The sequence below is a fragment of the Billgrantia zhangzhouensis genome (genome assembly GCF_021404465.1).
Lineage (GTDB): Bacteria > Pseudomonadota > Gammaproteobacteria > Pseudomonadales > Halomonadaceae > Halomonas > Halomonas zhangzhouensis.
The window spans coordinates 171,716-195,862 of record NZ_JABFTT010000010.1; the positions used below are offsets into that span (position 1 = coordinate 171,716).

A 24,147-nucleotide genomic window follows, 5' to 3' on the forward strand; every position below is an offset into this window, starting at 1 on the left:
TCACTCCGCCTTGGGCGGGCGCCGGGATCCGGTCCGGCGCGCGTCAGTCTACCGGTTGGGGCGAAGGCTGGCCAGGGCCTGTGGCAGTTGCTAGACTTTCCGCCCTCTCTATCTCAGCACTGCGTTTCGCCGACAGCGAAAATCGTGCAGCGCTGCATCGTCCTGACAACGGTGACCCACATGAAAGCTCCCGAACTGCTCTCCCCGGCGGGGACGTTCAAGAACATGCGCTATGCATTCGCTTATGGCGCCGACGCCGTGTATGCCGGCCAGCCTCGCTATTCGCTGCGTGTACGTAACAACGACTTCAAGCTCGATAACCTCCACCGCGGCATCGCCTACGCTCATGAGCGGGGCAAGCAGTTCTACGTGGCCTCCAACATCGCGCCGCACAACAGCAAGCTCAAGACCTACCTGCGCGACATGGAGCCGGTCATCGAGGCCGGCCCCGATGCGCTGATCATGTCCGACCCGGGATTGATCATGATGATCCGCGAGCGCTGGCCCGAGCAGGTCATTCATCTCTCGGTGCAGTCCAACGTGGTCAACTGGGCGGCGGCGAAGTTCTGGCAGCAGCAGGGCATCAGCCGCATCATCCTGTCGCGGGAACTGTCGCTCGAGGAGATCGCCGAGATCCGCGCCGAGTGCCCGGACCTAGAGATCGAGACCTTCGTGCACGGTGCGTTGTGCATCGCCTATTCGGGTCGTTGTCTGCTTTCCGGTTATTTCAACCACCGCGATCCCAACCAGGGCACCTGCACCAACGCCTGTCGCTGGAAGTACAACACCGTGGCCGCCGCCCAGGACGAGACCGGCGACCTGGTGCCGGCCAATTCCGCGGCCGCCCATGCGGCAAGCGGCGTGTGGACGCCTGGTCAGGGCGGGCTGATCGCTTCGGGCAGCGGCAGCGCGAACTACAGCACGGCGACGGCCGGCGGCGTGGAGGGGCAGGACGAGCTTTCGGCGCTGATCGAGGATGCCACCCGGCCGGGCGAGTTGATGCCGATCTTCGAAGACGAGCACGGTACCTACATCATGAACTCGAAGGACCTGCGCGCCGTGCAGCACGTGCCCAGGCTCACCGAGATGGGGATCACCTCGCTCAAGATCGAGGGGCGCACCAAGTCGCACTACTACGTGGCGCGCACCGCCCAGGTCTATCGTCGTGCCATCGACGATGCAATGGCCGGACGCCCCTTCGACATGCGCCTGATGGATGAACTCGACAACCTGGCCAACCGCGGTTACACCGAAGGGTTCTATCGTCGCCACGTCCACGACGAATACCAGAACTACGAGCGCGGCAATTCGGTCGGAGTGCACCAGCAGTTCGTCGGTGAGGTGACCGGCTACGATTCGGATCGTGGCATGCTGGAGATCGAGGTCAAGAACCGCTTCGAGGTCGGCGATGGCATGGAACTGATGCTGCCTGGCGGCAACCGGCGCTTCAAGCTCGAACACATCCAGGACAAGCGGGGCGAGTCGGTTCAGGCCGCTCCGGGCTCCGGTCATGTGGTGCGTATCCCGGTGCCGGGCGAGCCCATCGCGCCGGAGCGGATCGAGTTTGCCCTGCTGATGCGCGACCTGCACGGCTAGCCACCCGGGGTTTCGACCAAAAGTGATCGAATGAGGGCGGCCAGCAGGCCGCCCTCTTTGCGCTTCGACGCTCTCTCGGGAGTGTGCCGGATCAGTCGCCTATGAGGAGGAGTCCGGCTCCTCGTAGTGACCCACGCCGTCGCGACCGCCATGCTTTACGCCGTACATGGCCTGATCGGCGGCGTCGACGAGGGCGGCGGCATCCTCGAATTCACCGTCCTCCAGGTCGGCGATGCCGATTGAGGCTGTCACGTGAAGCGGCTCACCATCGGCCTGGGCCAATGGTTGGCTAGCCAGGTACTCGCGGATACGGTTGGCCAGGATGCCTGCCTGTTGGCGCCGCGTATTGGGCATGATGACCAGGAACTCTTCCCCACCATAGCGGCCGGCAATATCGCTTTCGCGCACCATGTTGTTGAGTGTCGCAGCGAAGTGGATCAGCACTTCGTCGCCGAAGCGATGCCCGAAGCGGTCGTTGATCCGCTTGAAGTGATCGAGGTCGATGAACATCACCGTGAGCGGCTGCCGGGCCTGGCGTGCGCAGTCGAAGTGCTGCGTGAGCCGCCTCTCCAGCCAGGGGCGGTTGGCCAGTTGGGTCAAGTGATCGGTGCGGTGCTGCTCGTCGAGGGCCACATGGCTGGCATGCAGTGCCTCCAGCTCACGTTGCTGCTCGGCCAGCCGGATGGTCATGCGCAGGTTCTGTTCGAACAGCAGTTCCTTGGCCTCGGCCAGCAGGTGAGCGTTGTCGATGGCTGGAGGGCTCGTGATTTCGAACAGGCGCGCCAGGGAAGGCAGGCGATGCTGCAGTTCCTGCATCACCGTCATCAGCATGACGATGTCCAGCGATGCGAGCGAGGCCAACTGGCGCAGTAGGGTGCTGAAGGCGGTAGCGGAATCCGCTGCCAGCCAGCAATCGGCGATGCGGCAGGAGAGACGCAGGCTGAGCTGGCGCGCGTTGCCGTCTGCCAGCGGACCATGACTGTCGATGATGCCGACCGCTATGGGGCCGGGTACCCCCCAACTGGCGGCGAGCCAGGCGCCTATCAGGGCATGATCGCAGCCGTAGCGCTGACGTTCGACCTCGGCCAGTGTTTGATGCTGGTGCAGATCGGGAAGGCTGGCGACGTAGGCTTCCCCGTCCAATGCCTCCAGGGCGAGCATGCCAATGTCCTGGAGCAGCGCGGTGGTGAACAGCTGGGGAGCATGGTCCGGACAGAGATGCTGGGCCAGCTCCTGGGTGGCCGAGGCGGCAATGATGGCCCGTTGGCACAGGTACTCGTGGTCGAGATGCCCTCCCGTCCGAGGGTGGGGCAGACCGAAGCTCAAGGCAATGGCCAGGGTGGCATCGAGGCCGATGCGTGAGACGGCATCAAGACTCGAGGAGACAGGGTTACCGCCGCGTGAATAGAACGCGCTATTGGCCATGGAAAGCAGGCGCAAGGTCAACGCCGGGTCCTGCTCGAAGATACGGGCATAATCTGCCAGGCGCAGTTCAGATGAGCGGGAAATGGCGATCACGCGTGCCGCCGCAGCCGGCAAACTGGGCAAGGTACGACACTCGGCCAGGCGGGAACGCAAGGCGTCGGGTAATGGAGAAAGGCCCAATTCGGCGGGATCAGGTGCGCCAGAGATTTCCGCAGTCGATATCCTATCAATCGACATTTTTTCCCGCCTATGCTGATTCTTGTTATCCCCGGCCAAGCCTAGCAGAACGGCTAGTATACATACGTTTGAGGCTTTACGTTTTCCTCAACGATGTATCTTCTCGCCGGCCGTGTCACGCTCAGCGTTCCCCGACCAGCGGAGCGAGGAAGCGTCGCCGCCGCTCCTGCTCGTCCAGAGGCTGGGCCAGGAGGTGGACGAGCTTGGCCATGACGGCTTCGGCGGTCATGCCGTCACCCGAGAGGACGCCAGCCTGTACCAAACCCTGGCCGGCGGCATAGTGGCCTGGAGCGATACCACCGAAGGGGCACTGGCTGATCGCGGCCAGCAGCTTGCCCTCACCGCTGGCCTTGGCCAGCACGCCGATCAGTTCAGGATCCGCCGGGACGTTGCCCCCACCCCAGACTTCGAGCAACGCGCCGCGCACACGGGCATCGTCCAGCCAGGCCTCGAGCTGCCAGGCCTGGATGCCGGGCCAGAGCACGAGGCGTACCACGCCGCCGTCGGCCAGTGCCGAATAGTCGGGGAGCTCGAAACGGGGAGCGCCGCGCTGCTGGGTCTCGAGCCCGCGGCCGGGATAGAGGATCACATCATCTTCGATGCGCTCGCCGAGAGTCGGGTAGTTGGGACTGGCGAAGGCCTCGTCGGCCTCGCTATGCATCTTGCGAGTGCGCACGCCCCGCAGCAGGCGTCCGCAGAAGGCCACGGCGACTTCCTGCAGTTCCGGCTTGGCGGCGAAGCGCAGGGCGAGTTCGATGTTGTCCAGGGCATCGCTGCTCTCGGCCTCGAGCGGATGCATGGCACCGGTTACTACCACGGGGCGGTCCAGGCCTTGGAGCTGATAAGCCAGGCTGGAGGCGGTCCAAGAGAGCGTATCGGTGCCATGCAGTACGACCACGCCGGCATATTCGCCCACCTGGGCGGCGATGGTCCCGCCCAGGCGCTGCCAGTCACGCGGGGTCGCCGCGCTCGAGTCGATGGGATCGTCCACCGCCTGTACCGTGAATTGGGGCAGGCGGGCCTGGCGCGTGGGCGGAAGGGTGGCCAGGGCGCGCCGCAACCGAGCCTCGATGTCTCCACCTGGTGCCAGCCCCTGGGCGCTGGGCAGCATGCCCAGGGTGCCTCCTGCGTACAGTACCAGCACGGGGCGATCGGCGAAGGTGGACTCGTTCATGGCAGCTCCTGCGTTGTCGTGTTCGAGGGCGCGGCTGGGCGCGCGAGCGACATGATAGCGGGACTCACCGGGGAACTCACTCGTCGGCTCTGACTCCGACGCCTTCCGCGACGCGCTTGCCGGTTAGCAGAGAGGCCGGGCCTAGCGCGTGAACAGTCTGCCGCTCCGATCCAGGTCGAGGCGACGGTTGCGCCCGGCCAGCAGAGCGAAAGCGGCGGCGGCGGCCACGATCAGCAGCAGCACAGTGGTGACCGTACCCATGCTCACTTCGAGTTGCAGCAGGACGCCAACCGCGAGGGGCCCCATGGCGGCCAGGGTATAGCCACCACCTTGGGCCAGGCCGGAGAGCTTGCCTGCAAGACGCGAATTGGCCGTACGCAGCACGATCAGGGTCAGCGCAAGGCTGAAACTGCCACCCTGGCCCAATCCCAGCAGCACCACGCCCGGCCAGCGCCATTGAATGTCGGCCTGCAGCAGTAGCCACAGGCCGCCTGCCACGCAGCCCAGCACTAGCAGCAGCGCCGGGCGCTGGTCGCGGCCGAAGCGCGCGAGCCATGGCGCGCCCAACGCCGAGATCAACTGCACCATGACCGAAGCGCCCATCAACCAGCCAGCTTCGGCTTCACTGTAACCGCGGCTCTGAAGCAGAGTCGGCAGCCAGCCGAAGACGATATAGGCAAGAGAGGATTGCGTGCCCATCAGTAGCATCACCTGCCAGGCCAGCGGCTGCCCGAGCAGCTCGCGCATGCTGCCGCCAGAGGGCGGCGCGGGCAGGTTGCGAGGCGTGCGCGGCATCAGCGACACCCAGGCTAGCAGGGCCACCGCGGCCAGCAGTCCCCAGCTCACCAGGCTCAAGCGCCAACTGCCCATGGCATCGGCCAAGGGGATGCTCAAGCCGGCGCCGAGGGCACCACCCAGGCACAGGGCCATGGTGTAGACCCCAGTCATCAGGTCCGCTCCGCCGGGCAGTTCGCGCTTGACCAATGCCGGAAGCAGCGTGCCGGCAACGCCGATGGCAGCACCCACCAGCAGGGTGCCGCCGAATAGCAGCGGGAGCGGCGGTGCGCCGCGTAGCAGCAGGCCGAGAATCAACAGGCCGAGGGCCAGGGCCAGGGTGTTCTCTGGCCCTGTGCGCTTGGCGAGCCAGGGCGCCAGCGGCGCGAAGATACCCAGGCAGAGTACCGGCAGGGTGGTTAGGGCGCCGATGGCCAGCGGCGACAGGCCGGTGTCCGCCTTGATCCGGACCAGCAGCGGAGCGAGGGAGGAGAGCGCCGGCCTCAAATTGAGGCCGACGAGAACCATCAGCAACAGAAACAGCGCAATGCGATGAGGGTCGGGTCTGGCGTCAGTCGTCATGGCCTTGCCACTTGTTGGTTTTCCTGTTCATTGTCGTCGCTGAAAAGCTCCTCACCGCAACGAGCGATTCCCAAAATCTCTCGTCCGCTACCCTCGTTCGCTACCAGGCCTTTGGCGTGCACGCCGCTCAGGCGCGACGTGCACGCTGGCCGCCGCGGCTGCGCCGCCGGCGGGGTGCCTGGCCGTCACCGTTGGCAGCGTTGCCATTACCGCTGCGCTGGCCGGACTGACCTCGATTGGCGCCGTCCTGGCGAGGTTGGCCGCGACCGCCGCGGCGGTTGCGGCCGTTCTCGATCGGCTCGGGCTTGGCGTTCGGATCGGGCTCGAAGCCGGGTTCGATGCGTTTCTCGAGGTCGCGCTTGATCAGGCGCTCGATACCCTTGAGCAGGACATGCTCATCGACGCAGACCAGGGAAACGGCCTGACCGTCGCTACCGGCACGGCCGGTGCGGCCAATGCGGTGGACGTAATCCTCGGCAACGTTGGGTAGCTCGAAGTTGACCACGTGTGGCAATTCGCTGATGTCGAGGCCGCGAGCGGCGATATCGGTGGCCACCAGCACCTGAAGGTCGCCGCCCTTGAAGGCCGCGAGTGCCCGGGTACGCGCCGACTGGCTCTTGTTGCCATGAATGGCCATGGCCGGAATGTCCTGCTTGGAGAGCTGTTCGGCCAAGCGGTTGGCGCCATGCTTGGTACGGGTGAAGACCAGTACCTGATGCCAAGCGTGGCGGGTGATCAGATGCGCGAGCAGCTCGCGCTTCTTGTCGCGGTCGACGCGGTAGACTGCTTGGTCGACGGTCTCGGCGGTGGTGTTGCGACGCGCGACTTCGATGCGCTCGGGGTTGTCGAGCAACTTGGCGGCTAGTGCCTGGATGTCGTCGGAGAAGGTCGCCGAGAACAGCAGGTTCTGGCGCTTCTCGGGCAGCAGGCGCAGCACCTTGCGAATGTCGTGGATGAAGCCCATGTCGAGCATGCGGTCGGCTTCATCGAGTACCAGGATCTCCACACGAGAGAGATCGACATGTTTTTGCTGTTGCAGGTCGAGTAGGCGGCCGGGGGTGGCCACCAGCACGTCGAGCCCGGGGCGAATGGCATCCACCTGGGGCTGCTGGCCCACGCCGCCGAAGATGACGTGACTCTTCAGCGTCAAATGGCGGCCGTAGTCGGCGATGCTTTCGCCCACCTGGGCGGCCAGCTCGCGCGTGGGTGTCAGCACCAGTGCGCGTATCTGGCGCTGTCCCGGGCGCGCTCCGTCGGCCAGTCGCTGCAGCATCGGCAGGGTGAAGCCGGCGGTCTTGCCGGTGCCGGTCTGGGCGCTGGCCAGCAGGTCGCCGCCCTTGAGTACGGCGGGAATGGCCTGGCGCTGGATCGGGGTCGGGGTGGTGTAGCCCTGGGCCTCGACGGCACGCAGCAGTTCGGCACGTAGGCCGAGTTCGGAAAAAAGGGTCATGCGGTCTCCGCAGATACGTCTTCGCCATGCCATGTGCAGCGGCACATGACCAGTCCCGGGCCAAGACGTGAGAAATTCGGTTCAGGGGCGCGGCAGGAGGGACCACGAATCGCCGCGAGGCGCCAGTATGACACAGTCATATCGAACATGCAGTAAGACCGTGTCTCACCGCATCTGCCTGATGCCGGCGGCGATCTCGGCGGCGACCTGATCCCAACTGCTGCCCAGGGCGCGTACCAGGGCGGGGTAGCCGTCATCGTCGAGCTCCGTCTCGCTATGGAAGCGTTCCATGGCCAGCAGGCGTCCATCGGGAGCCAGCAATTGCCACTGGCCGCTGGCAATGGCAAGTCCGTCATGGCGCCCCTGGAAGCGATCCACCTCGATGCGCAGGCGCAGTGCTTCGCTGCGCCCGAGGCTGGCCTCGTCGCGCATCACGCGGGTATCCGGCAGTCGCTCGGCCAGGCGTGCGCGCAGGCCACGCTCCAGTTGGCGCCCCAGCGGTTCGGCCCAGAGATGCTGGCGGGCGGCGTTGAGGGTGATGTCGTCGAGCTGCAGCACGATACCGTCGACGTCCAGGTAGTGCGCCAGGCGCGGCGACTGCACCGCCAGCAGGTGCCCGGCGGCCGGGCTGGTGGCCGGCGGAGCCACGCCGGTGTCCGGCAGCATGTAACGATTGGCCGGGGCGCTTGGCGACGCACAGCCGGCGAGCAGCAGGAAGGCCATCAGTAGCACGGGCCAGGGCATCCACTTCATGCATGACTCCCTATCACGAGTTGCATCAGCATAGCTTTTCATTGGCGGCCGCCTCATCGATTGCCGCGCGGTGCCCGGGGCAGCGGGTCCTCGGCGTCGAGGCTATCGAACAGCAGCGCCCTCGGGTTCTCGTTTAGCGTGCGTGTCACCGGCTGCAGGTCGCGCAGGGTGCGCTCCAGCCGTTCGGCGGCGCCGGTCAACTCCCGGTAGGCGCTGGAGTCCGGCGACAATCCCTCCAGCGTCTCGCGTAGCGCTTCCAGCGAGGCGTTGAGGTTGGCCGGCAGGTCGCGTGTGCCCGGATCGTCGAGCATGCCCTGCAGCGAGGCACTCAGTCCGCGGACTTCGCCGAGCATGGCTTCGGATGCCGTCAGGTTGCGCTCCAGGCCGGCGAGCAGCGGTTCGATCTCTAGCGCGTTGAGCTTCTCAAGCAGCGCCGTGACCTGGGCCTCGATCTGGGCGAACCCGGTCGAGGTGGTAGGGAACACGGTGCGTTCGCTGAAGGTTTCTGCCAGGTAGTCGTCCGCTTCGTCACGATAGAAGTTGATGTCGACGAACATCGCCCCGGTGAGCAGGTTGCCCGACTTGAGCGAGGCGCGCAGGCCGACGCCGAACAGGCGCTTGAAGCGCTCATCCCACTCATCTAGGTCGACCTGCTGGTTCTCGATGCCGAGGCGCTGCGGCTCGATGCGGATCAACACCGGGATCGCAAAACCGCTGCGATTGTCCGGCTGGCTGGCGGTGAACTGCCAGGGTACGGAGGCTACGGTGCCGATGCGTACGCCGCGGAACTCCACCGGGGCGCCGCGCGAGAGCCCGCGTACGCTGTCTTCCACCAGCAGCACGTACTCGAGATAACGGTTGAAGGTGCCCTGGCGGGCGCTTTCTTCGTCGGGGTAGAGGTTGAAGGTGGTGTTGCTCTCGACCGGGCGCCCCTGGGGGAGATCCTCGGGTACGCCGAAGGTGACGCCACCGCCGAGGAGTGCCTCCAGCGACTCCACGTTGACGCGAATGCCGTCGGCATCGAGGCGCAGGTCGATGCCGCTGGCCGACCAGAAGCGTGTGCTATCGGTGACCAGGCGGTCGTAGGGGCTCTCTATGAAGATGCGCTGGGTCATGCGTCGGGTATCGGCGTCGAAGTGAGCCTCCTCGACACGTCCCACGGTGTAGCCCTGATAGGTTACGGGGTCGCCGGGGCGCAGCGAGTTACCGAGCTGACTGATCAGGTTGATGCGCAGCCCGGCGGCATCGGCGGGAGCGATGGGCGGCTGGTCGCTGACCTCGAATTCGCGCACGCCGGGGTCGCCGCTGCCCGGCTGAAGTTGGATGTAGGCACCTGAGAGAACGGTCCCCAGGCCGCTGATGCCTTCACGACCGATGCGCGGCTTGACCACCCAGAAACGGCTGCCCTCGGTGAGCATGGCATCGGTGTCGGGTGACATGCGGGCGGTGATTACGGTATGCGACAGATCGTCGGAGAGCTGCACGCGCTCCACGCGCCCCACTTCCACGTTGCGGGTCTTGATCAAGGTGCTGCCGGCCTCGATGCCTTCCGCGTTGCTCATGGTCAGGGTGATCAGCGGACCGCGGCTGCGATAGTTGTCATAGACCAGCCATAGCCCGATCAGCATCGCCACGATGGGCACGATCCAGATCGGCGACAGGCGGCGCTGCGGTGTGGCGCGGGCGCGATGCATGTCTTGGTTGGCCTCGTTGTCGCGAGGAGTGTCGCTCATCCAGGGGTTCCTTGCGTTGCGTCGGGATCACGCGGCAGTGGTGTGTCCCAGATCAGTCTCGAGTCGAAGGTCATGGCGGCCAGCATGGTCAACACCACCACGGCGCCGAAGGCCAGCGCGGCAGGGCCGGGCGTCACCGACATCAGCGAGCCGGCACGGATCAGGGCCACCAGGATGGCCACCACGAAGACGTCGACCATGGACCAGCGGCCGATGAACTCGGTCAGCCGGTAGAGCCGGGTGCGGTGCACGGCGTTGAGTTCGCTGCTGCGGCTGGCCACCAGGCAAAGCCAGGAGAGGGCGACCAGCTTGCCCACCGGGACGATCACGCTGGCGACGAAGATCACCGTGGCAACTGGCCACGAGCCCATCTGGATCAGCTCCACCACGCCGCCGATGATGGTCGAGGGGGCGCTCTGCCCGAGACTGGTGGTGGTCATGATGGGATAGACGTTGGCCGGCACGTACATCACCGCGGCGGCGGCCAGCAGTGCCCAGGTGCGCTGCATACTGTGCGGCAGGCGGGCATGTAGCCGTTCGCCGCAGCGCCGACACTCGCCGCGGCCACCGCTGCCCAGGCGATTGACCAGGCCGCAGGTCGGGCAGCCGGCCAGCCCCTGCGAAGCGGCGGTAGTGCCGGTGCGGGCGTTTTCGGGAGCCTGCGGCTCGCCGGCTAGAGAAAACCACATCCAGTCGGAATCGATGGACTGTGTGGTATACAGCAGCAGCAGGGCGAAGGCGCAGAAGGCCCAGAAGGAGAGCCCCAGCTCGATTTGCGCCAGGTTCGCCACCTTGATCAGGCTCACCAGTGCCCCGATGATGAACACATCGGCCATCATCCACGGGTTGAGATGGGCCAGCGAACGCGCAATGGTGCGGCTGGCCGGCAATGGCTGACCCTGTAGCAGGCCTAGTTGCAACCACATGACGCCGAGCAGATATATGCCGGGCAACACGGCAATCGTCATGATCACAGCGATGGCCACCAGCGGTTGGTGGAAGCCGATCAAGGTGGTGGCCGTCTGGGTCAGTTCGATGCGGTTGCCCAGGCCGCCGACGCTGAAGCTGATAAAGGGGAAGGATATCGCCAGCAGCAGTGCGACCATGGCCGCCATGGCCAGCGCCATGCTGCGTTGGGCCGGCCGGTGATGGCGGGTGACCAGGGTATGCCCGCAGCGCGGGCAGTCGGCCTGCTGCCCCGGGTACAACGGCGGCAGCGCCACCAGCCAGTCGCACTCGTGGCAGGCGCGCAGGCGACGACGCGAGACGCGCGCCTCGGGTGGCGTGTGGTCCACTTGGGGTTCGCCTGAGGCGGGCAGGAAGCGAAGAGGTTGATTGAGCACGTGAGAGACGACCCGACGACTGAACGATGCGAGGAGTGCCTGTCCGCACGTATGACCTGGAAAGGCATACTGAAGTGTGACACGTTGACGCCGCGCGTACCATATACAAACATTCGACCCTGAATGTTCCCGAGGAGATGAAATTGTTGCTTCCCCTGATGGCCGTGGTGGCAGGTCTTGTGCTGCTGGTTTGGAGTGCCGAGCGTTTCGTCGACGGTGCGGCAGCGACGTCCCGGCGGCTTGGGGTTTCCCCGCTACTGGTGGGTATGCTGGTCATCGGTTTCGGCACTTCGGCCCCCGAGCTGATGGTCTCTTCCCTGGCGGCGGGACAAGGCAATCCCGGCCTGGCATTGGGCAACGGTTACGGCTCGAACATCGCCAATATCGGCTTGATCCTGGGGCTCATGGCGGTCATCTCGCCGCTGGCGGTGCATTCGAGCGTGATCCGTCGCGAGCTGCCGATTCTGGTAGCGGTGACGTTCCTGTCGGCGCTGCTGATGTGGGGTGGGGTGATCGGCCGTCTCGAAGGCAGTCTGCTGCTCACGCTGCTGGCGGCCATGATCGGTTTCAGTATCTGGCAGGCGCACCGTTCCAGCGGCGATGTCCTGGGCGCCGAAACGAAGGAGAGCCTGCAGGCCCATCCCATGTCGTTGCGGGCCGGGGTGATCTGGACCCTGGTGGGGTTGGCCCTACTGGTGCTGAGTTCTCGGATACTGGTGTGGGGAGCGGTGGAGATCGCGATCGGTTTTGGCGTCAGCGACCTGATCATCGGCTTGACTATCGTCGCCGTCGGTACTTCGTTGCCGGAGCTGGCTTCCTCCTTCAGCGCATTGCGCAAGGGAGAGCACGACCTGGTGGTCGGCAACGTGGTCGGCTCGAACCTGTTCAACACGCTTGGTGTGGTTGGGCTGGCGGCGGTCATTCACCCCATTGAGGTGGGGGGCGAGGTGCTGCTGCGGGACTGGAGTCTGATGACCGTCATGACGCTACTGATGACGGTCTTCGCGATTGGCTGGAAAGGCCGTCCGGGACGCATCAATCGACTTGAGGGTGCCATGCTGTTGACGCTGTTCGTCGGCTACACCGCGTTCATGGTGCATCTGGTGATGCAGGGCGCGGGGGCGCTTTGACAGGTGCTGCTGGCACCGCTGCGACAACCCGACACAGGGAGGAAACAGGACCTGCTGCACAGGCTCTAGTAGGCTTTGCGGATACAAGCACAAGACGTAGTGGAATGCATTGACCTGGGACAGTGTTTCGGCGCGTAGGCTTTTGTAAGCGACAACGCCCAGCAAGGCTCACTGTTCTAGGCTCTAGCTGTGTCGAGGTGAAATGCGCCACGACATGTCCAGGAGGGACATGCCGGAGGCACGACAATGGCACCCAGTGTGCTTTCGCATCCCTCGAGACGTCGACTCTCTCGCAGCCAAGAGGTACGTCATGGAGCTTGATCCCGTATTGCTATCGCGATTGCAGTTCGCCTTCGTCGTCTCCTTTCATGCCATTTTTCCCGTCTTTACCATCGGCTTGGCGTCCTACATCACCGTGCTTCATGCGCTGTTCTACAAGACGCGCAATCCGGCCTGGGACCGCCTGGCCTATCTCTGGACGAAGGTATTCGCCGTTGCCTTCGGCATGGGGGTGGTATCGGGCATCGTGATGTCCTTCCAGTTCGGTACCAACTGGAGCAATTTCTCCCAGGCGAGCGCCAACTTCATCGGGCCGCTGCTGAGCTATGAGGTCGTCACCGCCTTCTTCCTCGAAGCCGCCTTCCTCGGCGTGTTGCTGTTCGGCCGTGGGCGGGTGCCGCAGGGGGTGCATCTGTTCGCCGCTGCCATGGTGGCGCTGGGAACCTTCATCTCGACCTTCTGGATCCTGGCCGCGAACAGTTGGATGCATACCCCGGCTGGCGTCGATTTCACCAACGGTGTCTTCCGCGTCACCTCCTGGACGGAGGCGATCTTCAACCCCTCGTTCCCGTATCGCTTCGCGCACATGGCCATGGCCTCGTTCATCACCGGCGGCTTCGTCGTGGCCGGGGTCAGCGCTTGGTACCTGCTGATCGGCCGCGACGTCGAGGCCAACCGCAAGGCGCTGTCGATGTGCCTGTGGATGCTGCTGGTGCTGACACCGACCCAGGCGCTGGTGGGAGACTTCCATGGGCTCAACACCTTCGAGTATCAGCCGGTCAAGCTCTCGGCCATGGAGGGCAACTGGGAGACCCGCGAAGGCGCTCCCTTCCTGCTCTTTGCCTGGCCGGACCAGGCGGCACAGCAGAACCGCTTCGAGATCGGCATTCCCTATGCCGCCAGTCTGATCCTGACCCACGAACTCCACGGCGAGATTCCCGGCATCATCGAGGCACCTCCCGAGGAGCAGCCGCCGGTCGCCATCGTCTTTTGGTCGTTTCGCGTGATGGTTGGCCTCGGTCTGCTGATGATCGCGGTATCGCTGCTGGGCCTTTATCTGCGGCGTGGCGGCAAGCTCTACCATGCCAGACGCTATCTGCAGACCCTGCGGCTAATGTCGGTCGCGCCCTTCATCGCCGTGCTGGCGGGATGGATCACCACCGAGTCGGGACGTGCGCCATGGCTGGTCTACGGCATCATGACCCACGCCGAGGGCGTCACGCCTTCGCTGACCGGCGGCATGGCACTGTTCACTCTGATCGGCTACATCACGGTCTACGGCATCATCTTCTATGCCGGCACCTACTATCTGACCCGCGTCATCCGCTACGGCATGGAGCCGAAGGAGGAGGAGAAGCTGATCGACGATTTCGAGACGCCCAAGCGGCCCTGGTCGGCCACCCACACGCCATTCGACGACAATCCCGCCAAGAGGGAGGTCTGATCCATGGAAATGTTCGATCTGTCTGTGATCTGGGCGCTCATCATCGGCTTCGGCATCATGATGTACGTGCTGATGGATGGCTTCGACCTGGGGCTCGGCATCCTGTTTCCGTTCGCCCCCGACGAGGATGCCCGCGACGTGATGATGAATACGGTGGCGCCGGTGTGGGACGGCAACGAGACCTGGCTGGTGCTCGGTGGCGCCGGGCTGCTGGCGGCGTTTCCGCTGGTCTACACGGTGTTCCTGCCGGCGCTCTATATTGGTGTGTTCCTGATGGTGGCGGGGCTGGTGTTCCGTGGTGTGGCCTTCGAGCTGCGCTTCAAGTCGCGCCGCGAACGCCGCGGGCGTAGGCTGTGGAACCTGGCCTTCAGCGGCGGCTCGGCGGTGGCGGCTTTCGCCCAGGGGGCCGTGGTGGGAACGTACATTCAGGGTTTCGAAACCCAGAATGGCGTCTTCGTCGGCGGCGCCTTCGATTGGCTGACGCCGTTCACGGTGCTCACCGGGATCGGCATCATGATCGGCTACGCGCTACTGGGCACCACCTGGCTGATCCTCAAGTCGGAGGGCTACATTCAGGCCTGGGCCTACAAGCTCACCACGCCGCTGCTGCTGGCGGTACTGGTGATCTTTGGCATCATCAGCATCTGGACGCCGCTGGTGAACGAAGTCGTATGGGAGCGCTGGTTCGGTCACCTGCAGGTGATCTGGATCCTGCCGGTCCTCACGCTCCTCTGCATGTTCGGCATCTACTGGGCGGTGCGCCAGCGGCGCGAGCTGCTGCCGTTCATGGCCACGTTGGGTATGTTCCTGTTCACCTATCTGGGCCTGGTCGTGAGCAAGTGGCCCTGGCTGGTGCCGCCCAACTACACCATCTGGGACGCCGCTTCAGCTCCCGAATCGCAGCTCTTCCTGCTGCTCGGCGTGCTGTTCGTATTGCCTTTCGTGCTGGGCTACACCTTCTGGTCCTACTGGGTGTTCCGCGGCAAGGTGCGCCCGGGCGAGGGTTATCACTGAGCCCATGCGCCACGACTTACGCACGTCGCCGCGTCGATGGCTGGCGGCGCATGCCGCGCGTCAACGGGGCTGGCTGGGGCTGGCCGCCCTGGCGGGAATCGCCGCCGGGGCGCTGACGGTCGTCCAGATGGCCCTGCTGGCCTGGATCGTCAGCCGCCTGCTCGTCGACGGCGATGCTCTAGTCACACTGAGCGGGGCCTTCATCGCGCTGGTGGGCGTGCTGCTGCTCAGGGCCATGTGCCAGTGGGGGCAGGAGTTGGCCGGCCAGGAGGCAAGCCTGCGCATCCGTGTGTCGGTTCGTGCCGAGCTGCTCGATCACCTGGCGGCGATGGGGCCGGTACGTGCCGGCTCCCGCCACACGGCGGCCCTCGCCAGCCAACTGGTCGAGCAGGTCGAGGCGCTGGATGGCTACTTCGCACGCTTTCTGCCCCAGCTTCGCCTGTGTGCGGTCATACCGCTACTCATCGTGTTGGTCGTGCTGTCGCTCGATTGGCTGGCAGCCCTCTTCCTGCTGCTCGCCGCGCCCTTGATACCGCTGTTCATGGCCCTGGTGGGGATGGGGGCGGAGCGCCTCAATCGCGACCAGTTCGCTCTCGTCAGCCGGCTCTCGGGGCATTTTCTCGACCGCGTGAGAGGGATCGCCACGCTGCAGCTGTTTCATCGCACGGCGGAAGCCACCGCCGAGGTGCATGAAGCGGCGGATCGTTATCGGCGCTTGAGTATGCGTACCCTGCGCGTGGCCTTTCTCTCGTCGGCGGTGCTCGAGTTCTTCGCCTCGGTGGCGATTGCCGTGGTCGCCATCTATGTCGGCTTCGGTCTGCTGGGCTATCTCGAGTTCGGCCCGGCAGGGGAACTGACGCTATTCAGCGGCCTGCTGGTGCTGCTGTTGGCGCCGGAGTTCTTCCAGCCGCTGCGTACCTTGGCCCAGCACTACCACGATCGCGCGGCAGCGCTGGGAGCTGCGGACGGCATGCTGGCGCTGCTGGACGAGCCGGTACGCCATCCAGCGGCTGGGCGAGAGGAGGTGCCGCCGGAGGATGGCCTGGTGGCGTTGCGAGACGTCTCGCTCACTCATCCGGGCCGAGGTCGAGTGCTGGGGCCGTTGAGCCTCGCGGTGGCAGCCGGCGAGACGCTGGTCGTCACCGGCCCCTCCGGCGCCGGTAAATCGGCGCTGCTGCAGCTGCTGGCAGGCTTCGTGACGCCCGACGAGGGGGAGCGGCGGGCTCGGCGAGAGCTGAAGATCGCCTGGATGGATCAGCGCCCCGTGCTGATCCATGGCCGCCTGGCCGACAACCTGCGCCTGGCAGCCCCCGAGGCCAATGACGACGAGCTGTATCGCGCCCTCGAGCGCGCCGGGCTGGGCGAACTGCTGGCATCACTGCCACAGGGCATCGACACGCCGCTGGGTGAGCGCGGCTCGGGCCTCTCGGGAGGCCAGGCGCAGCGCCTGGCGCTGGCGCGGGTATTCCTCTCGAATGCCGAGCTGGTGCTGCTCGACGAGCCGACCGCCAGCCTCGACGAGGCGACCGAGGCACGGGTCATCAAGGCGCTGGCAGTCTTGGCCGAGGAGGGCAGGGCGCTGGTCATCGCCACCCATCACCCCGCCTTGATGGCCATGGGGAACCGGCGGCTCGAGCTATGCGAAGGGCGCCCGGTCGATCGTACCGGCACCGCTTCCGGCAAGGAGAAGGCATGAACGAGTCCTGGCTGAAAGTGTTCGCACCCTGGCTGCGGCTGCTCGGACAGCGCCGGCGGCGGCTTGCCATCGGCGTGGCGCTGTTGGTGGCGACGGTATTCGCGGCGATCGGCCTGCTGGCACTGTCGGGCTGGTTCATCACCGCCAGCGCGCTCACCGGCATGGCCCTGGCGATGGGGCTGGCGGCGAGTCTCGATGTCTATGTGCCGGGCGGCGGGATACGCTTCTTCGCCGTGAGCCGCACCGTGGCGCGCTATCTCGAACGCCTTTACAACCACGACACCGTGCTGCGCCTGCTGGCTGACCTGCGTAGCCGCCTCTTTGCCGCCATGGCCCGGCTCGACGACCGCACCCTGGCCCGCCAGCGGGCCAGCGACTGGCTCAACCGGCTGACCGCCGACATCGATACCCTCGACAGCCTCTACCTGCGCCTGCTGGCGCCGCCGCTGGTGGCGCTGGCGGCGATCGTGCTGGTGGCGGCTTTCCTGGCCCTGTGGGCTCCTGCGGCGGGAGTGGCGGTCGTGGCGCTGCTGCTGCCTGCCTGGGCCTGGCTGACCTTTGGCCAGGCGTGGCTGGGCATGGCCGCGAGCCGGCGGCAGGTGGGACACATGCAGCGCTTGCGCAGCCAGACGATAGAGCATCTGGGAGGGATGGCGGAACTCGAGGCCTACGGTAGTCAGGGCTGGCACCGTGGCGGCTTGAGCCAACGCGAGGCGGCGCTGAATCGCGACCTGCGTCGCATCGGTAACGTGGCGGGCTTCGGCATCGCGCTGGTCAACCTGGCGATCGGGCTGGCCTTGGTTGCCGTGCTGTGGCTGGGAGCGGCGGCCTGGCAGCAGGGGGCGATCAGCGGGCCGGTGATGGTCATGCTGCCGCTGGCGGTGCTCGCCCTGGGCGAGGCACTGGCTCCGCTGCCGGCGGCATTCACCCGGCTGGGAGCCAGCCGCGGCGCGGCCGAGCGGCTCAATGCGGTGGAGCGAGCGAGTGGGAACAGGTACGGCACGGAAAATAGTATCTTGCCGGCCGGCCCGCTGTCGGTACGGTTCGAAGGTGTTGGGCTGCACTATCCCGACGCGCTGGCGCCGGCCTTGGCCGGGCTGACGCTCGAGCTGGCTCCGGGGCGGAGGCTGGCGCTGACCGGCGTTTCCGGTGCGGGCAAGAGCAGCGTGGCGGCCCTATTGACCCGGCGTCTTCCGCCCAGTCAGGGAGCGATTGCGCTGGCCGGGGTGCCGCTCGGCCGAATCGACGAGGGCTCGCTGCGCGAGCGCGTGGCCATTCTCGGCCAGCGCATCGATCTGTTCCAGGACAGCCTGGCGGCGAACTTGCGCCTGGCAGCGCCGGAGGCTGACGATGAGCGGCTGTGGCAGGCCCTGGCCTGGGTCGATCTACAAGCGTGGGCGGCCAGTCTGCCGCATGGCCTGCAAACGCAAGTGGGCGAAGGAGGGCGGGCCTTGTCGGGCGGGCAGGCGCGGCGCCTGGCGCTGGCCCGGCTGCACCTGCGCGACCCGGGGCTGGTCATTCTCGACGAGCCGTTCGCCGGCCTGGATGCCACGACCGTGGCTCGGCTATCGCAGCGGCTGGATGAGTGGCTGCACGGGCGCAGCGTGCTCTACCTGGTGCACCAACTCGATGGCGGGGCTTTCGATCCGCCGGGCATCACCGAGGTCAGGCGCCTTGAGCAGGGTGGACTGACCGTTTGCGCTAAACCCGGGTATCCATCAGGATAAGGACATAAAGCCGATGAGGTGCTCCATGCGCGATTTCCTGAAGCGGCTGCCCAAGGCCGAACTCCATCTGCATATCGAGGGCTCCCTGGAGCCGGAGCTGATGTTCGCTCTGGCGCGCCGCAACGGAGTCGAGCTGCCCTATGCGTCGATAGAAGAAGTACGTGCCGCCTACGACTTCCAGGACCTTTCCTCATTTCTCGAGCTGTATTACCAGGGCATGAGCGTGCTCAGGCGTGCCGAGGATTTCCACGACCTGGCGATGGACTACTTCCGCCGCGCACACGCCGAGGGCGTGGTGCACGTGGAGATGCACTTCGACCCCCAGGCCCATCTGGCGCGCGGCGTCGAGCTCGAAGCGGTCATGGAGGGCCTGAGCCTGGCCCGCCGCGAAGCCGAGCGCGAGCTGGGTATGTCCACCGCGCTGATCATGGCCTTCCTGCGCGATCATCCCGCAAATGAGGCCATGAAGGTGCTGGATAGCGCCGCCCCCTACTGGGAGATGCTCGATGCCGTTGGGCTCGACAGCGCCGAACGGGGCCATCCGCCCTCCAAGTTCGTCGAGGTGTTCCAGCGTGCCAGGATGCTCGGCATCCCGCGTGTCGCCCATGCTGGAGAGGAGGGGCCTGCCGAGTACATCCGCGAGGCCCTCGACCTGCTTGAGGTGTGTCGAATCGATCATGGGGTGCGCTGCCTGGAGGACCCGGCCCTGGTCGAGAGGCTGCGTGACGAGGGCGTCGTGCTGACGGTGTGTCCGCTCTCCAATGTGCGCTTGAAAGTCGTGGAGCGCATCGAGGAGCACCCGCTCCCCCAACTGCTCGAGGCGGGATTGCGCCTGACGCTCAACTCGGACGACCCGGCCTACTTCGGTGGTGGCATGCTCGACAACTTCATGGCCTGCCACCAGGCCTTCGGCTGGTCGAAGGAGACCTTCGTGCAACTGGCCGGCACCGCCATCGAATCCGCCTTCATGAGCGACAAGCGTCGCCTGGAACTGCACCGGCAGTTGGCCGAGAGCGCCTGAACAAAAGGGCTTACATAACGAGCTGATACAAAAGAGCTTCCCCGGCCTGGGCCGGGGAAGCTCTTGTACTCTTTTTATAGTGCCTTTTTATCGTTCCCTTGCCTCAATCCCTGCGACTGGGCCGCTTATGGAAGCGCCGGTACCTCGAACTCCGGCATCTTGCCGGTCAGGGTGTGCAGGAAGGCGGTGATGTCGGCGATCATCTCGTCCTCGAACTCACGGTTCAGCATCTCGCGCCCCATGATGGCCACGGCTTCTTCGAGGGTTTCGGTAGCGCCGTTGTTCATGTATGGGTAAGTCACGCCCACGTTGCGCAGCGTCGGGGTGCGGAACTTGTACATGTCGGCTTCGTCGCCGGTCACGTCGAAACGACCCACGTCGGTGGAGCCGGGCACCTGGATCGCCCAGAAGTTGCTGTCGGTCAGAGCCGGGCCGCTGTGACAGGCGATACAGCCGGTATCGACGAAGGCCTGCATGCCGCGTTTCTCCTGATCGTTGATCGCGTCCATGTCGCCGCGCAGGTAACGATCGAAGGGCGAGTTCGGCGTGTTCAGGGTGCGCTGGAAGCTGGCCAGTGCCTGGGCCAGGTTGTCCTTGTTGATCGGGTTGTCGTCACCGGGGAAGGCCTCGGCGAACTTCTCCTGATAGAGTTCGAACTCTTCCAGACGCTCCAGGGCGGCGTCGAGATCCATGGCCATTTCGATGTCGGCCTGGATCGGACCCAGCGCCTGGCCTTCCAGGTCGGGCTCGCGGCCATCCCAGAACTGGGCGCCGAGGAAGCCGGAGTTCAACACCGTGGGCGTGTTGCGGTCGCCGATCTGGCCATCGTGGCCGGTGGCGCGCGGAATGCGGTCCGCCCAACCCAGGGCCGGGTTGTGACAGGTGGCGCAACTGATCACGCCGCTGGACGAAATACGCGGCTCGAAGAACAGCATGTTGCCCAGTTCCACCTTCTCTTCGGTCAGCGAGTTGTGGGCCGGAATCGGCGGCAGGTGAGGCAGTGGTTCGAAGCGGTCGCGGTAGTCGCCGAGGCCGTCGTCGGCGGCCACGCCGGTTGCCGTCAGCGCGGCGCTCAGCGACACTGCGGCGGCAATGAGTGCCGGCCTGGCGAGAGCAGTATGAATCATGACGAATCCCCTTGGTTGCAAGCTAGAGACGGTTGTAGCCTGAAGTGCAACATCAGGTTACGGTTGGCTCTTGAGTGGTATCAACCAAGCAAAATGGTCGGAATGGACACCTCATTGAGGTGGGTCAAGTTTTCTTCACTCTCGCGCTCCGACAGGTGACAAACGCTTGTTTCACAAGTGAAGGTATGATCTCTTCGGTCGCCTTCGGGAGGATCCAAGATGACCCGTTACCGCTACTCGCCGATACCGGAATCGCAAGTCACGCCCCGCGAGCTGTTCGAGTCGCGGCGACGCTTTCTCAACACCGGCCTCGCGCTGGGCGCCGCTGCCATTGCTCCTGGCCTGCTCTGGCCGCGCTCGTCCCACGCCTGGCAGGGCCCCCTCGAAGCTCGCATCGACGCGCAACTGCCGAGTCACGACCTGGCCGGGGGCGAAGCACCAACCTCGCTACGGGACATCACCACCTACAACAACTTCTACGAGCTGGGCACCGGCAAGCGCGACCCCGAGATCTACGGCCACCAGCTCGTCACCGATCCCTGGTCGCTGACCATCGATGGGGAAGTGGACAAGGCGGGCACCTTCGCTCTTGAGGACATCCTCAAGCATCAGGACCTGGAGGAGCGCATCTACCGCCTGCGCTGCGTCGAGGCCTGGTCAAAGGTGGTGCCCTGGATCGGTTTTCCGCTGGCGAACCTGCTCAAGCGCCACGAGCCGACCTCTCGCGCTCGCTACGTGGTGTTCGAATCGATACACGACCCCGACAACCTGCGCGGCCAGCGCCGCAGTGTGCTCGACTGGCCCTACCGCGAGGTGCTGCGCATCGACGAGGCCGTGCATCCGCTGACCTTGCTGGCAGTGGGGCTGTATGGCGAGATTCTGCCCAATCAAAGCGGCGCGCCGATCCGCTTGGTGGTGCCGTGGAAATACGGCTTCAAGAGCATCAAGTCGATCGTGCGCATTTCGCTGGTCGAGGAGCGCCCGCCGAGCTCCTGGGAGGAGCGCAACCCCGAGGAGTACGGCTTCTATGCCAACGTCAATCCCGCGGTGGATCACCCGCGCTGGTCTCAGGCGCGGGAGCGCAGAATCGGCGAGAGCGGTAGGCGCGAGACGCTGATGTTCAATGGCTACGCCGACGAGGTGGCGCACCTCTACGCCGGCATGGACCTGCAGCGACACTATTGAACAAAGCGCCAGCCACTCAGGGAGTCATGTCAGCGTGGATCAACGCACCGCTATCAACCTGTTTCGCCTGCTGGTGCTGGTGGGCTGCAGCGCGCCGGCGTTCTGGCTTGGCTGGCAGTGGTTCTATGGCGATCTGGGTGCCGTGCCCGGCGAGGCCGTGGTGCACTTCACCGGCAAGACGGGGCTGATCCTACTGCTGCTGACCATCACCTTCAGCCCGGCGTTTCGCTTCACCGGCTGGGTCGGCTTCATGGCAGCCCGGCGTCAGATCGGCCTCTGGGCGTTCTTCTGGCTAGTGGCCCACATGCTGGCCTGGATGGGGCTGGATCAGTACTGGGACTGGCCGTGGATTCGCCGCGAAATGGTCGAGCTACCCTACATTCGCTACGGCGTGGCCGCGCTGCTGTTGCTGGTACCGCTGGCCATCACCTCCTTCGCACGTGTGCGGCAGGCCATGGGCTGGACGGCCTGGCACTGGCTGCACCGCCTGATCTACGTGGCCGCGGCGCTGGGGGTGACGCACCTGTGGATCCTGACCCGTGCCGACTACCTGCTGCCGACCCTGTTCGCCGCAGTGCTGGCGGCACTGACGCTGTTCCGGCTCATCGACGCCGCCATCCATCGCCAATGAAAAGGGTGCGGGCAAGTGCCCGCGCCTTCTTCTCTAGGGAAACGCTTCACAAATCGGCGAGCGAGATGAAGCGCAAGGCGCACGGAGCACAGGAACCGGAGCATATGGGGTATATGTGAGGATTCCGCGCACCGCGCAACGCAGCGATTCGCTCGCGCAGGCATTTGTGTAGTGTTTCAATGCGTTGTCACCAGCATCACAACACTAAGCGCAGCCGAGACCCACATCGCCGGCTGGATGTCGTAGAGCTTGCCCGTGGCCAGCTTGATCAGCACGAAGCTCAGGAAACCGAAAGCAATGCCCAGGGTGATCGAGTAGGTCAGCGGCATCAGGATGATGGCCAGAAAGGCCGGGAAAGCCTGCTCGAACTGCGACCAGTCGATCTTGCTCACCGGCGCCAGCATGAACAACCCGACCAGCACCAGGGCCGGCGCCGTGGCGATGCCGGGCACCAGCGACAGCAGCGGCGAGAGGAACAGGAAGGGCAGGAACAGCAGGGCGATGGTGACCGCCACCAGGCCGGTACGGCCTCCCTGGGCCACGCCGGCACCGGACTCGATGAAGGTCTGGGCGGCGCTGGTGCCGAGTGGAGCGGCGATCATCGAGGCGAAGGCGTCCACGGTCATCGAGCGCTTGAGGTTACGCGGGTTGCCGTCCTTGTCCTTGAGATCGGCGGACTCCGAGAGCGCCATGAAGCACGACAGCGCATCGAAGAAGTTGGTGAACAGCATGACAAAGATGAACGGCAGGTAGGCGACCTTGAGCGCACCCCAGATATCCACCTGCATCACCGCGCTGAAGTCCGGCCAGGCGGCGATACCGCTCCACTCCACCACCACGTCGCCGCCCCACAGGCGCCCCATGGGCGTGGCCAGCAGGGTGGTCAGGGCGATACCCAGAATCAGCGCGCCGTTGAAGCGCAAGATCACCAGGATGGCGGTGGCCATCATGCCGATGAAGAAGGTGATCAGCGAGGCGTCCATGCTGCCCAGGGTGACCAGGGTGGCATCGCTACCGACGATGAAACCGGCGTTCTTGAAGCCGATGAAGGTGATGAACAAGCCGATGCCGCAGGTGATGGCATAGCGTAGCGAAGACGGAATCGCGTTGATGATCGCCTCGCGCACGTTGAACATCGCCAGGGTGGCGAACAGCACGCCGGACCAGAACACACAGCCCAGCGCCACCTCCCAGGAAAGCCCGGCCCCCTGCACCAGGGTGTAGGTGAACAGCGCGTTCATGCCCATGCCCGGCGCTACCAGAATCGGGTTGCGGGCATACAGGCCCATGGCCAGGCTGCTCATGAAACTGATCAGCACGGTAGCGGAGAGCGCCGCCGAGAAGGGGATGCCGGCATGGGAGAGAATCGCCGGGTTGACCACGATGATGTACATCGAAGCCAGGAAGGTAGCGATGCCCGCCAGAATCTCGGTGCGTACGCTGGAGCCACGACGGCTTGCGCCGAAATAGCTGTCTAGCCAGCTGCTTCCTTGCCCCGTGGCTCGCGCGGAGGGGTGTCCATCTGCCTTGTCGGCTAGGGAGGAGGTCGGTTCCATATCTGTGTCCGTTGTTGTTGGATTGGCGTTATCGAATCAGCGTTGTTGGATGCCGCAGCAACAGGCTGACCGTTTGGTCAGGCTTGTTCGGCTACAGCCTAGAAGATATTTGACCGATTGGACAGGCGGGTTTCGACTAACGTCGTAGAGCTGGGTAGGAGAGGGCTGGAGATGTGGGATAAGGCGAGAGAGGTGAGGGACAAGGCTCACCTAGGCGTTGCCCTCAACGTTTCGCTTGGTTACGGTAGGTAAAAAGCTGCAGAAGATGGC

Annotated in this window: 18 protein-coding genes; 9 read left to right on the forward strand and 9 right to left on the reverse strand. The window is 65.2% G+C overall.

Going from position 1 to position 24,147, the window contains the following annotated elements:
- Positions 1-180: 180 nt before the first annotated feature.
- Positions 181-1,596 carry a prephenate-dependent tRNA uridine(34) hydroxylase TrhP gene (trhP, locus tag HOP51_RS14300; protein ID WP_234274572.1) on the forward strand — a complete coding sequence of 472 codons (1,416 nt, stop codon included), beginning with the start codon at positions 181-183 and terminating at the stop codon, positions 1,594-1,596.
- 99 nt (positions 1,597-1,695) lie between these two features.
- Here the strand turns inward: trhP and HOP51_RS14305 are convergent, their stop codons facing one another.
- The 7 genes from HOP51_RS14305 to HOP51_RS14335 form a co-directional block, all read right to left on the reverse strand.
- Positions 1,696-3,144, reverse strand: coding sequence for a sensor domain-containing diguanylate cyclase (locus tag HOP51_RS14305; RefSeq protein ID WP_234274573.1), 1,449 nt, complete (start codon positions 3,142-3,144; stop codon positions 1,696-1,698).
- Positions 3,145-3,379: 235 nt separating this feature from the next.
- Entirely contained in the window at positions 3,380-4,432 is a 1,053-nt protein-coding gene (locus HOP51_RS14310; protein ID WP_234274575.1) for an asparaginase, read from the reverse strand.
- Between the two features lie 141 nt (positions 4,433-4,573).
- On the reverse strand, positions 4,574-5,788 hold the full coding sequence (locus tag HOP51_RS14315) for an MFS transporter (protein WP_234274576.1): 1,215 nt from the start codon (positions 5,786-5,788) through the stop codon (positions 4,574-4,576).
- 127 nt (positions 5,789-5,915) lie between these two features.
- A complete protein-coding gene (locus tag HOP51_RS14320; RefSeq protein WP_234274579.1) occupies positions 5,916-7,238 on the reverse strand; it encodes a DEAD/DEAH box helicase in 1,323 nt (440 codons plus the stop codon).
- A gap of 165 nt (positions 7,239-7,403) precedes the next feature.
- The gene (locus tag HOP51_RS14325) at positions 7,404-7,991 is read right to left on the reverse strand and encodes a PqiC family protein (RefSeq protein ID WP_234274580.1); all 588 of its coding nucleotides are present in this window, start codon (positions 7,989-7,991) and stop codon (positions 7,404-7,406) included.
- Positions 7,992-8,044: 53 nt separating this feature from the next.
- Complete coding sequence (gene pqiB, locus HOP51_RS14330) at positions 8,045-9,724, reverse strand: intermembrane transport protein PqiB (protein WP_234274581.1); 1,680 nt, start codon at positions 9,722-9,724, stop codon at positions 8,045-8,047.
- Positions 9,721-11,019 (reverse strand): PqiA/YebS family transporter subunit, encoded by a 1,299-nt coding sequence (locus tag HOP51_RS14335; protein WP_407061808.1) that lies wholly within the window; start codon positions 11,017-11,019, stop codon positions 9,721-9,723. Before HOP51_RS14335 ends, pqiB begins: the two co-directional genes overlap by 4 nt.
- A 191-nt stretch (positions 11,020-11,210) precedes the next feature.
- Between HOP51_RS14335 and HOP51_RS14340 the strand changes: the two genes are divergently transcribed.
- From HOP51_RS14340 to HOP51_RS14365, 6 genes are all read left to right on the forward strand, one after another.
- Positions 11,211-12,197: a calcium/sodium antiporter gene (locus HOP51_RS14340; RefSeq protein ID WP_234274583.1), complete on the forward strand. Its 987-nt coding sequence runs from the start codon at positions 11,211-11,213 to the stop codon at positions 12,195-12,197.
- Between the two features lie 310 nt (positions 12,198-12,507).
- Entirely contained in the window at positions 12,508-13,920 is a 1,413-nt protein-coding gene (locus HOP51_RS14345; RefSeq protein WP_234274584.1) for a cytochrome ubiquinol oxidase subunit I, read from the forward strand.
- Between the two features lie 3 nt (positions 13,921-13,923).
- Complete coding sequence (cydB, locus tag HOP51_RS14350) at positions 13,924-14,934, forward strand: cytochrome d ubiquinol oxidase subunit II (RefSeq protein ID WP_234274585.1); 1,011 nt, start codon at positions 13,924-13,926, stop codon at positions 14,932-14,934.
- A gap of 4 nt (positions 14,935-14,938) precedes the next feature.
- On the forward strand, positions 14,939-16,630 hold the full coding sequence (gene cydD, locus HOP51_RS14355; RefSeq protein WP_234274586.1) for a thiol reductant ABC exporter subunit CydD: 1,692 nt from the start codon (positions 14,939-14,941) through the stop codon (positions 16,628-16,630).
- Positions 16,627-18,357, forward strand: a complete 1,731-nt coding sequence (gene cydC, locus HOP51_RS14360) for a thiol reductant ABC exporter subunit CydC (RefSeq protein ID WP_234274587.1) — start codon at positions 16,627-16,629, stop codon at positions 18,355-18,357. Before cydD ends, cydC begins: the two co-directional genes overlap by 4 nt.
- Positions 18,358-18,382: 25 nt before the next feature.
- Complete coding sequence (locus HOP51_RS14365; protein WP_234274588.1) at positions 18,383-19,378, forward strand: adenosine deaminase; 996 nt, start codon at positions 18,383-18,385, stop codon at positions 19,376-19,378.
- Positions 19,379-19,503: 125 nt separating this feature from the next.
- Here HOP51_RS14365 and HOP51_RS14370 read toward each other — a convergent pair whose 3' ends face one another.
- Positions 19,504-20,505 (reverse strand): cytochrome-c peroxidase, encoded by a 1,002-nt coding sequence (locus HOP51_RS14370; protein ID WP_234274589.1) that lies wholly within the window; start codon positions 20,503-20,505, stop codon positions 19,504-19,506.
- A gap of 219 nt (positions 20,506-20,724) precedes the next feature.
- Between HOP51_RS14370 and msrP the strand changes: the two genes are divergently transcribed.
- Positions 20,725-21,690 (forward strand): protein-methionine-sulfoxide reductase catalytic subunit MsrP, encoded by a 966-nt coding sequence (gene msrP, locus HOP51_RS14375; protein WP_234274590.1) that lies wholly within the window; start codon positions 20,725-20,727, stop codon positions 21,688-21,690.
- A 34-nt stretch (positions 21,691-21,724) separates the two neighbouring features.
- Positions 21,725-22,321 (forward strand): protein-methionine-sulfoxide reductase heme-binding subunit MsrQ, encoded by a 597-nt coding sequence (locus HOP51_RS14380; protein WP_234274591.1) that lies wholly within the window; start codon positions 21,725-21,727, stop codon positions 22,319-22,321.
- A gap of 176 nt (positions 22,322-22,497) precedes the next feature.
- On the opposite strand, the gene HOP51_RS14385 is transcribed toward HOP51_RS14380, so the two are convergent.
- Positions 22,498-23,877 carry an NCS2 family permease gene (locus HOP51_RS14385; protein ID WP_234274592.1) on the reverse strand — a complete coding sequence of 460 codons (1,380 nt, stop codon included), beginning with the start codon at positions 23,875-23,877 and terminating at the stop codon, positions 22,498-22,500.
- Positions 23,878-24,147: the final 270 nt, after the last annotated feature.

Coding starts and splice junctions, on each gene's coding strand:
- trhP (WP_234274572.1), top strand. CDS start 181: ATGAAAGCTCCCGAACTGCTCTCCCCGGCGGGGACGTTCAAGAACATG.
- HOP51_RS14310 (WP_234274575.1), bottom strand. CDS start 4,432: ATGAACGAGTCCACCTTCGCCGATCGCCCCGTGCTGGTACTGTACGCA.
- HOP51_RS14315 (WP_234274576.1), bottom strand. CDS start 5,788: ATGACGACTGACGCCAGACCCGACCCTCATCGCATTGCGCTGTTTCTG.
- HOP51_RS14320 (WP_234274579.1), bottom strand. CDS start 7,238: ATGACCCTTTTTTCCGAACTCGGCCTACGTGCCGAACTGCTGCGTGCC.
- HOP51_RS14325 (WP_234274580.1), bottom strand. CDS start 7,991: ATGAAGTGGATGCCCTGGCCCGTGCTACTGATGGCCTTCCTGCTGCTC.
- pqiB (WP_234274581.1), bottom strand. CDS start 9,724: ATGAGCGACACTCCTCGCGACAACGAGGCCAACCAAGACATGCATCGC.
- HOP51_RS14345 (WP_234274584.1), top strand. CDS start 12,508: ATGGAGCTTGATCCCGTATTGCTATCGCGATTGCAGTTCGCCTTCGTC.
- cydB (WP_234274585.1), top strand. CDS start 13,924: ATGGAAATGTTCGATCTGTCTGTGATCTGGGCGCTCATCATCGGCTTC.
- cydD (WP_234274586.1), top strand. CDS start 14,939: ATGCGCCACGACTTACGCACGTCGCCGCGTCGATGGCTGGCGGCGCAT.
- cydC (WP_234274587.1), top strand. CDS start 16,627: ATGAACGAGTCCTGGCTGAAAGTGTTCGCACCCTGGCTGCGGCTGCTC.
- HOP51_RS14365 (WP_234274588.1), top strand. CDS start 18,383: ATGCGCGATTTCCTGAAGCGGCTGCCCAAGGCCGAACTCCATCTGCAT.
- HOP51_RS14370 (WP_234274589.1), bottom strand. CDS start 20,505: ATGATTCATACTGCTCTCGCCAGGCCGGCACTCATTGCCGCCGCAGTG.
- msrP (WP_234274590.1), top strand. CDS start 20,725: ATGACCCGTTACCGCTACTCGCCGATACCGGAATCGCAAGTCACGCCC.
- HOP51_RS14385 (WP_234274592.1), bottom strand. CDS start 23,877: ATGGAACCGACCTCCTCCCTAGCCGACAAGGCAGATGGACACCCCTCC.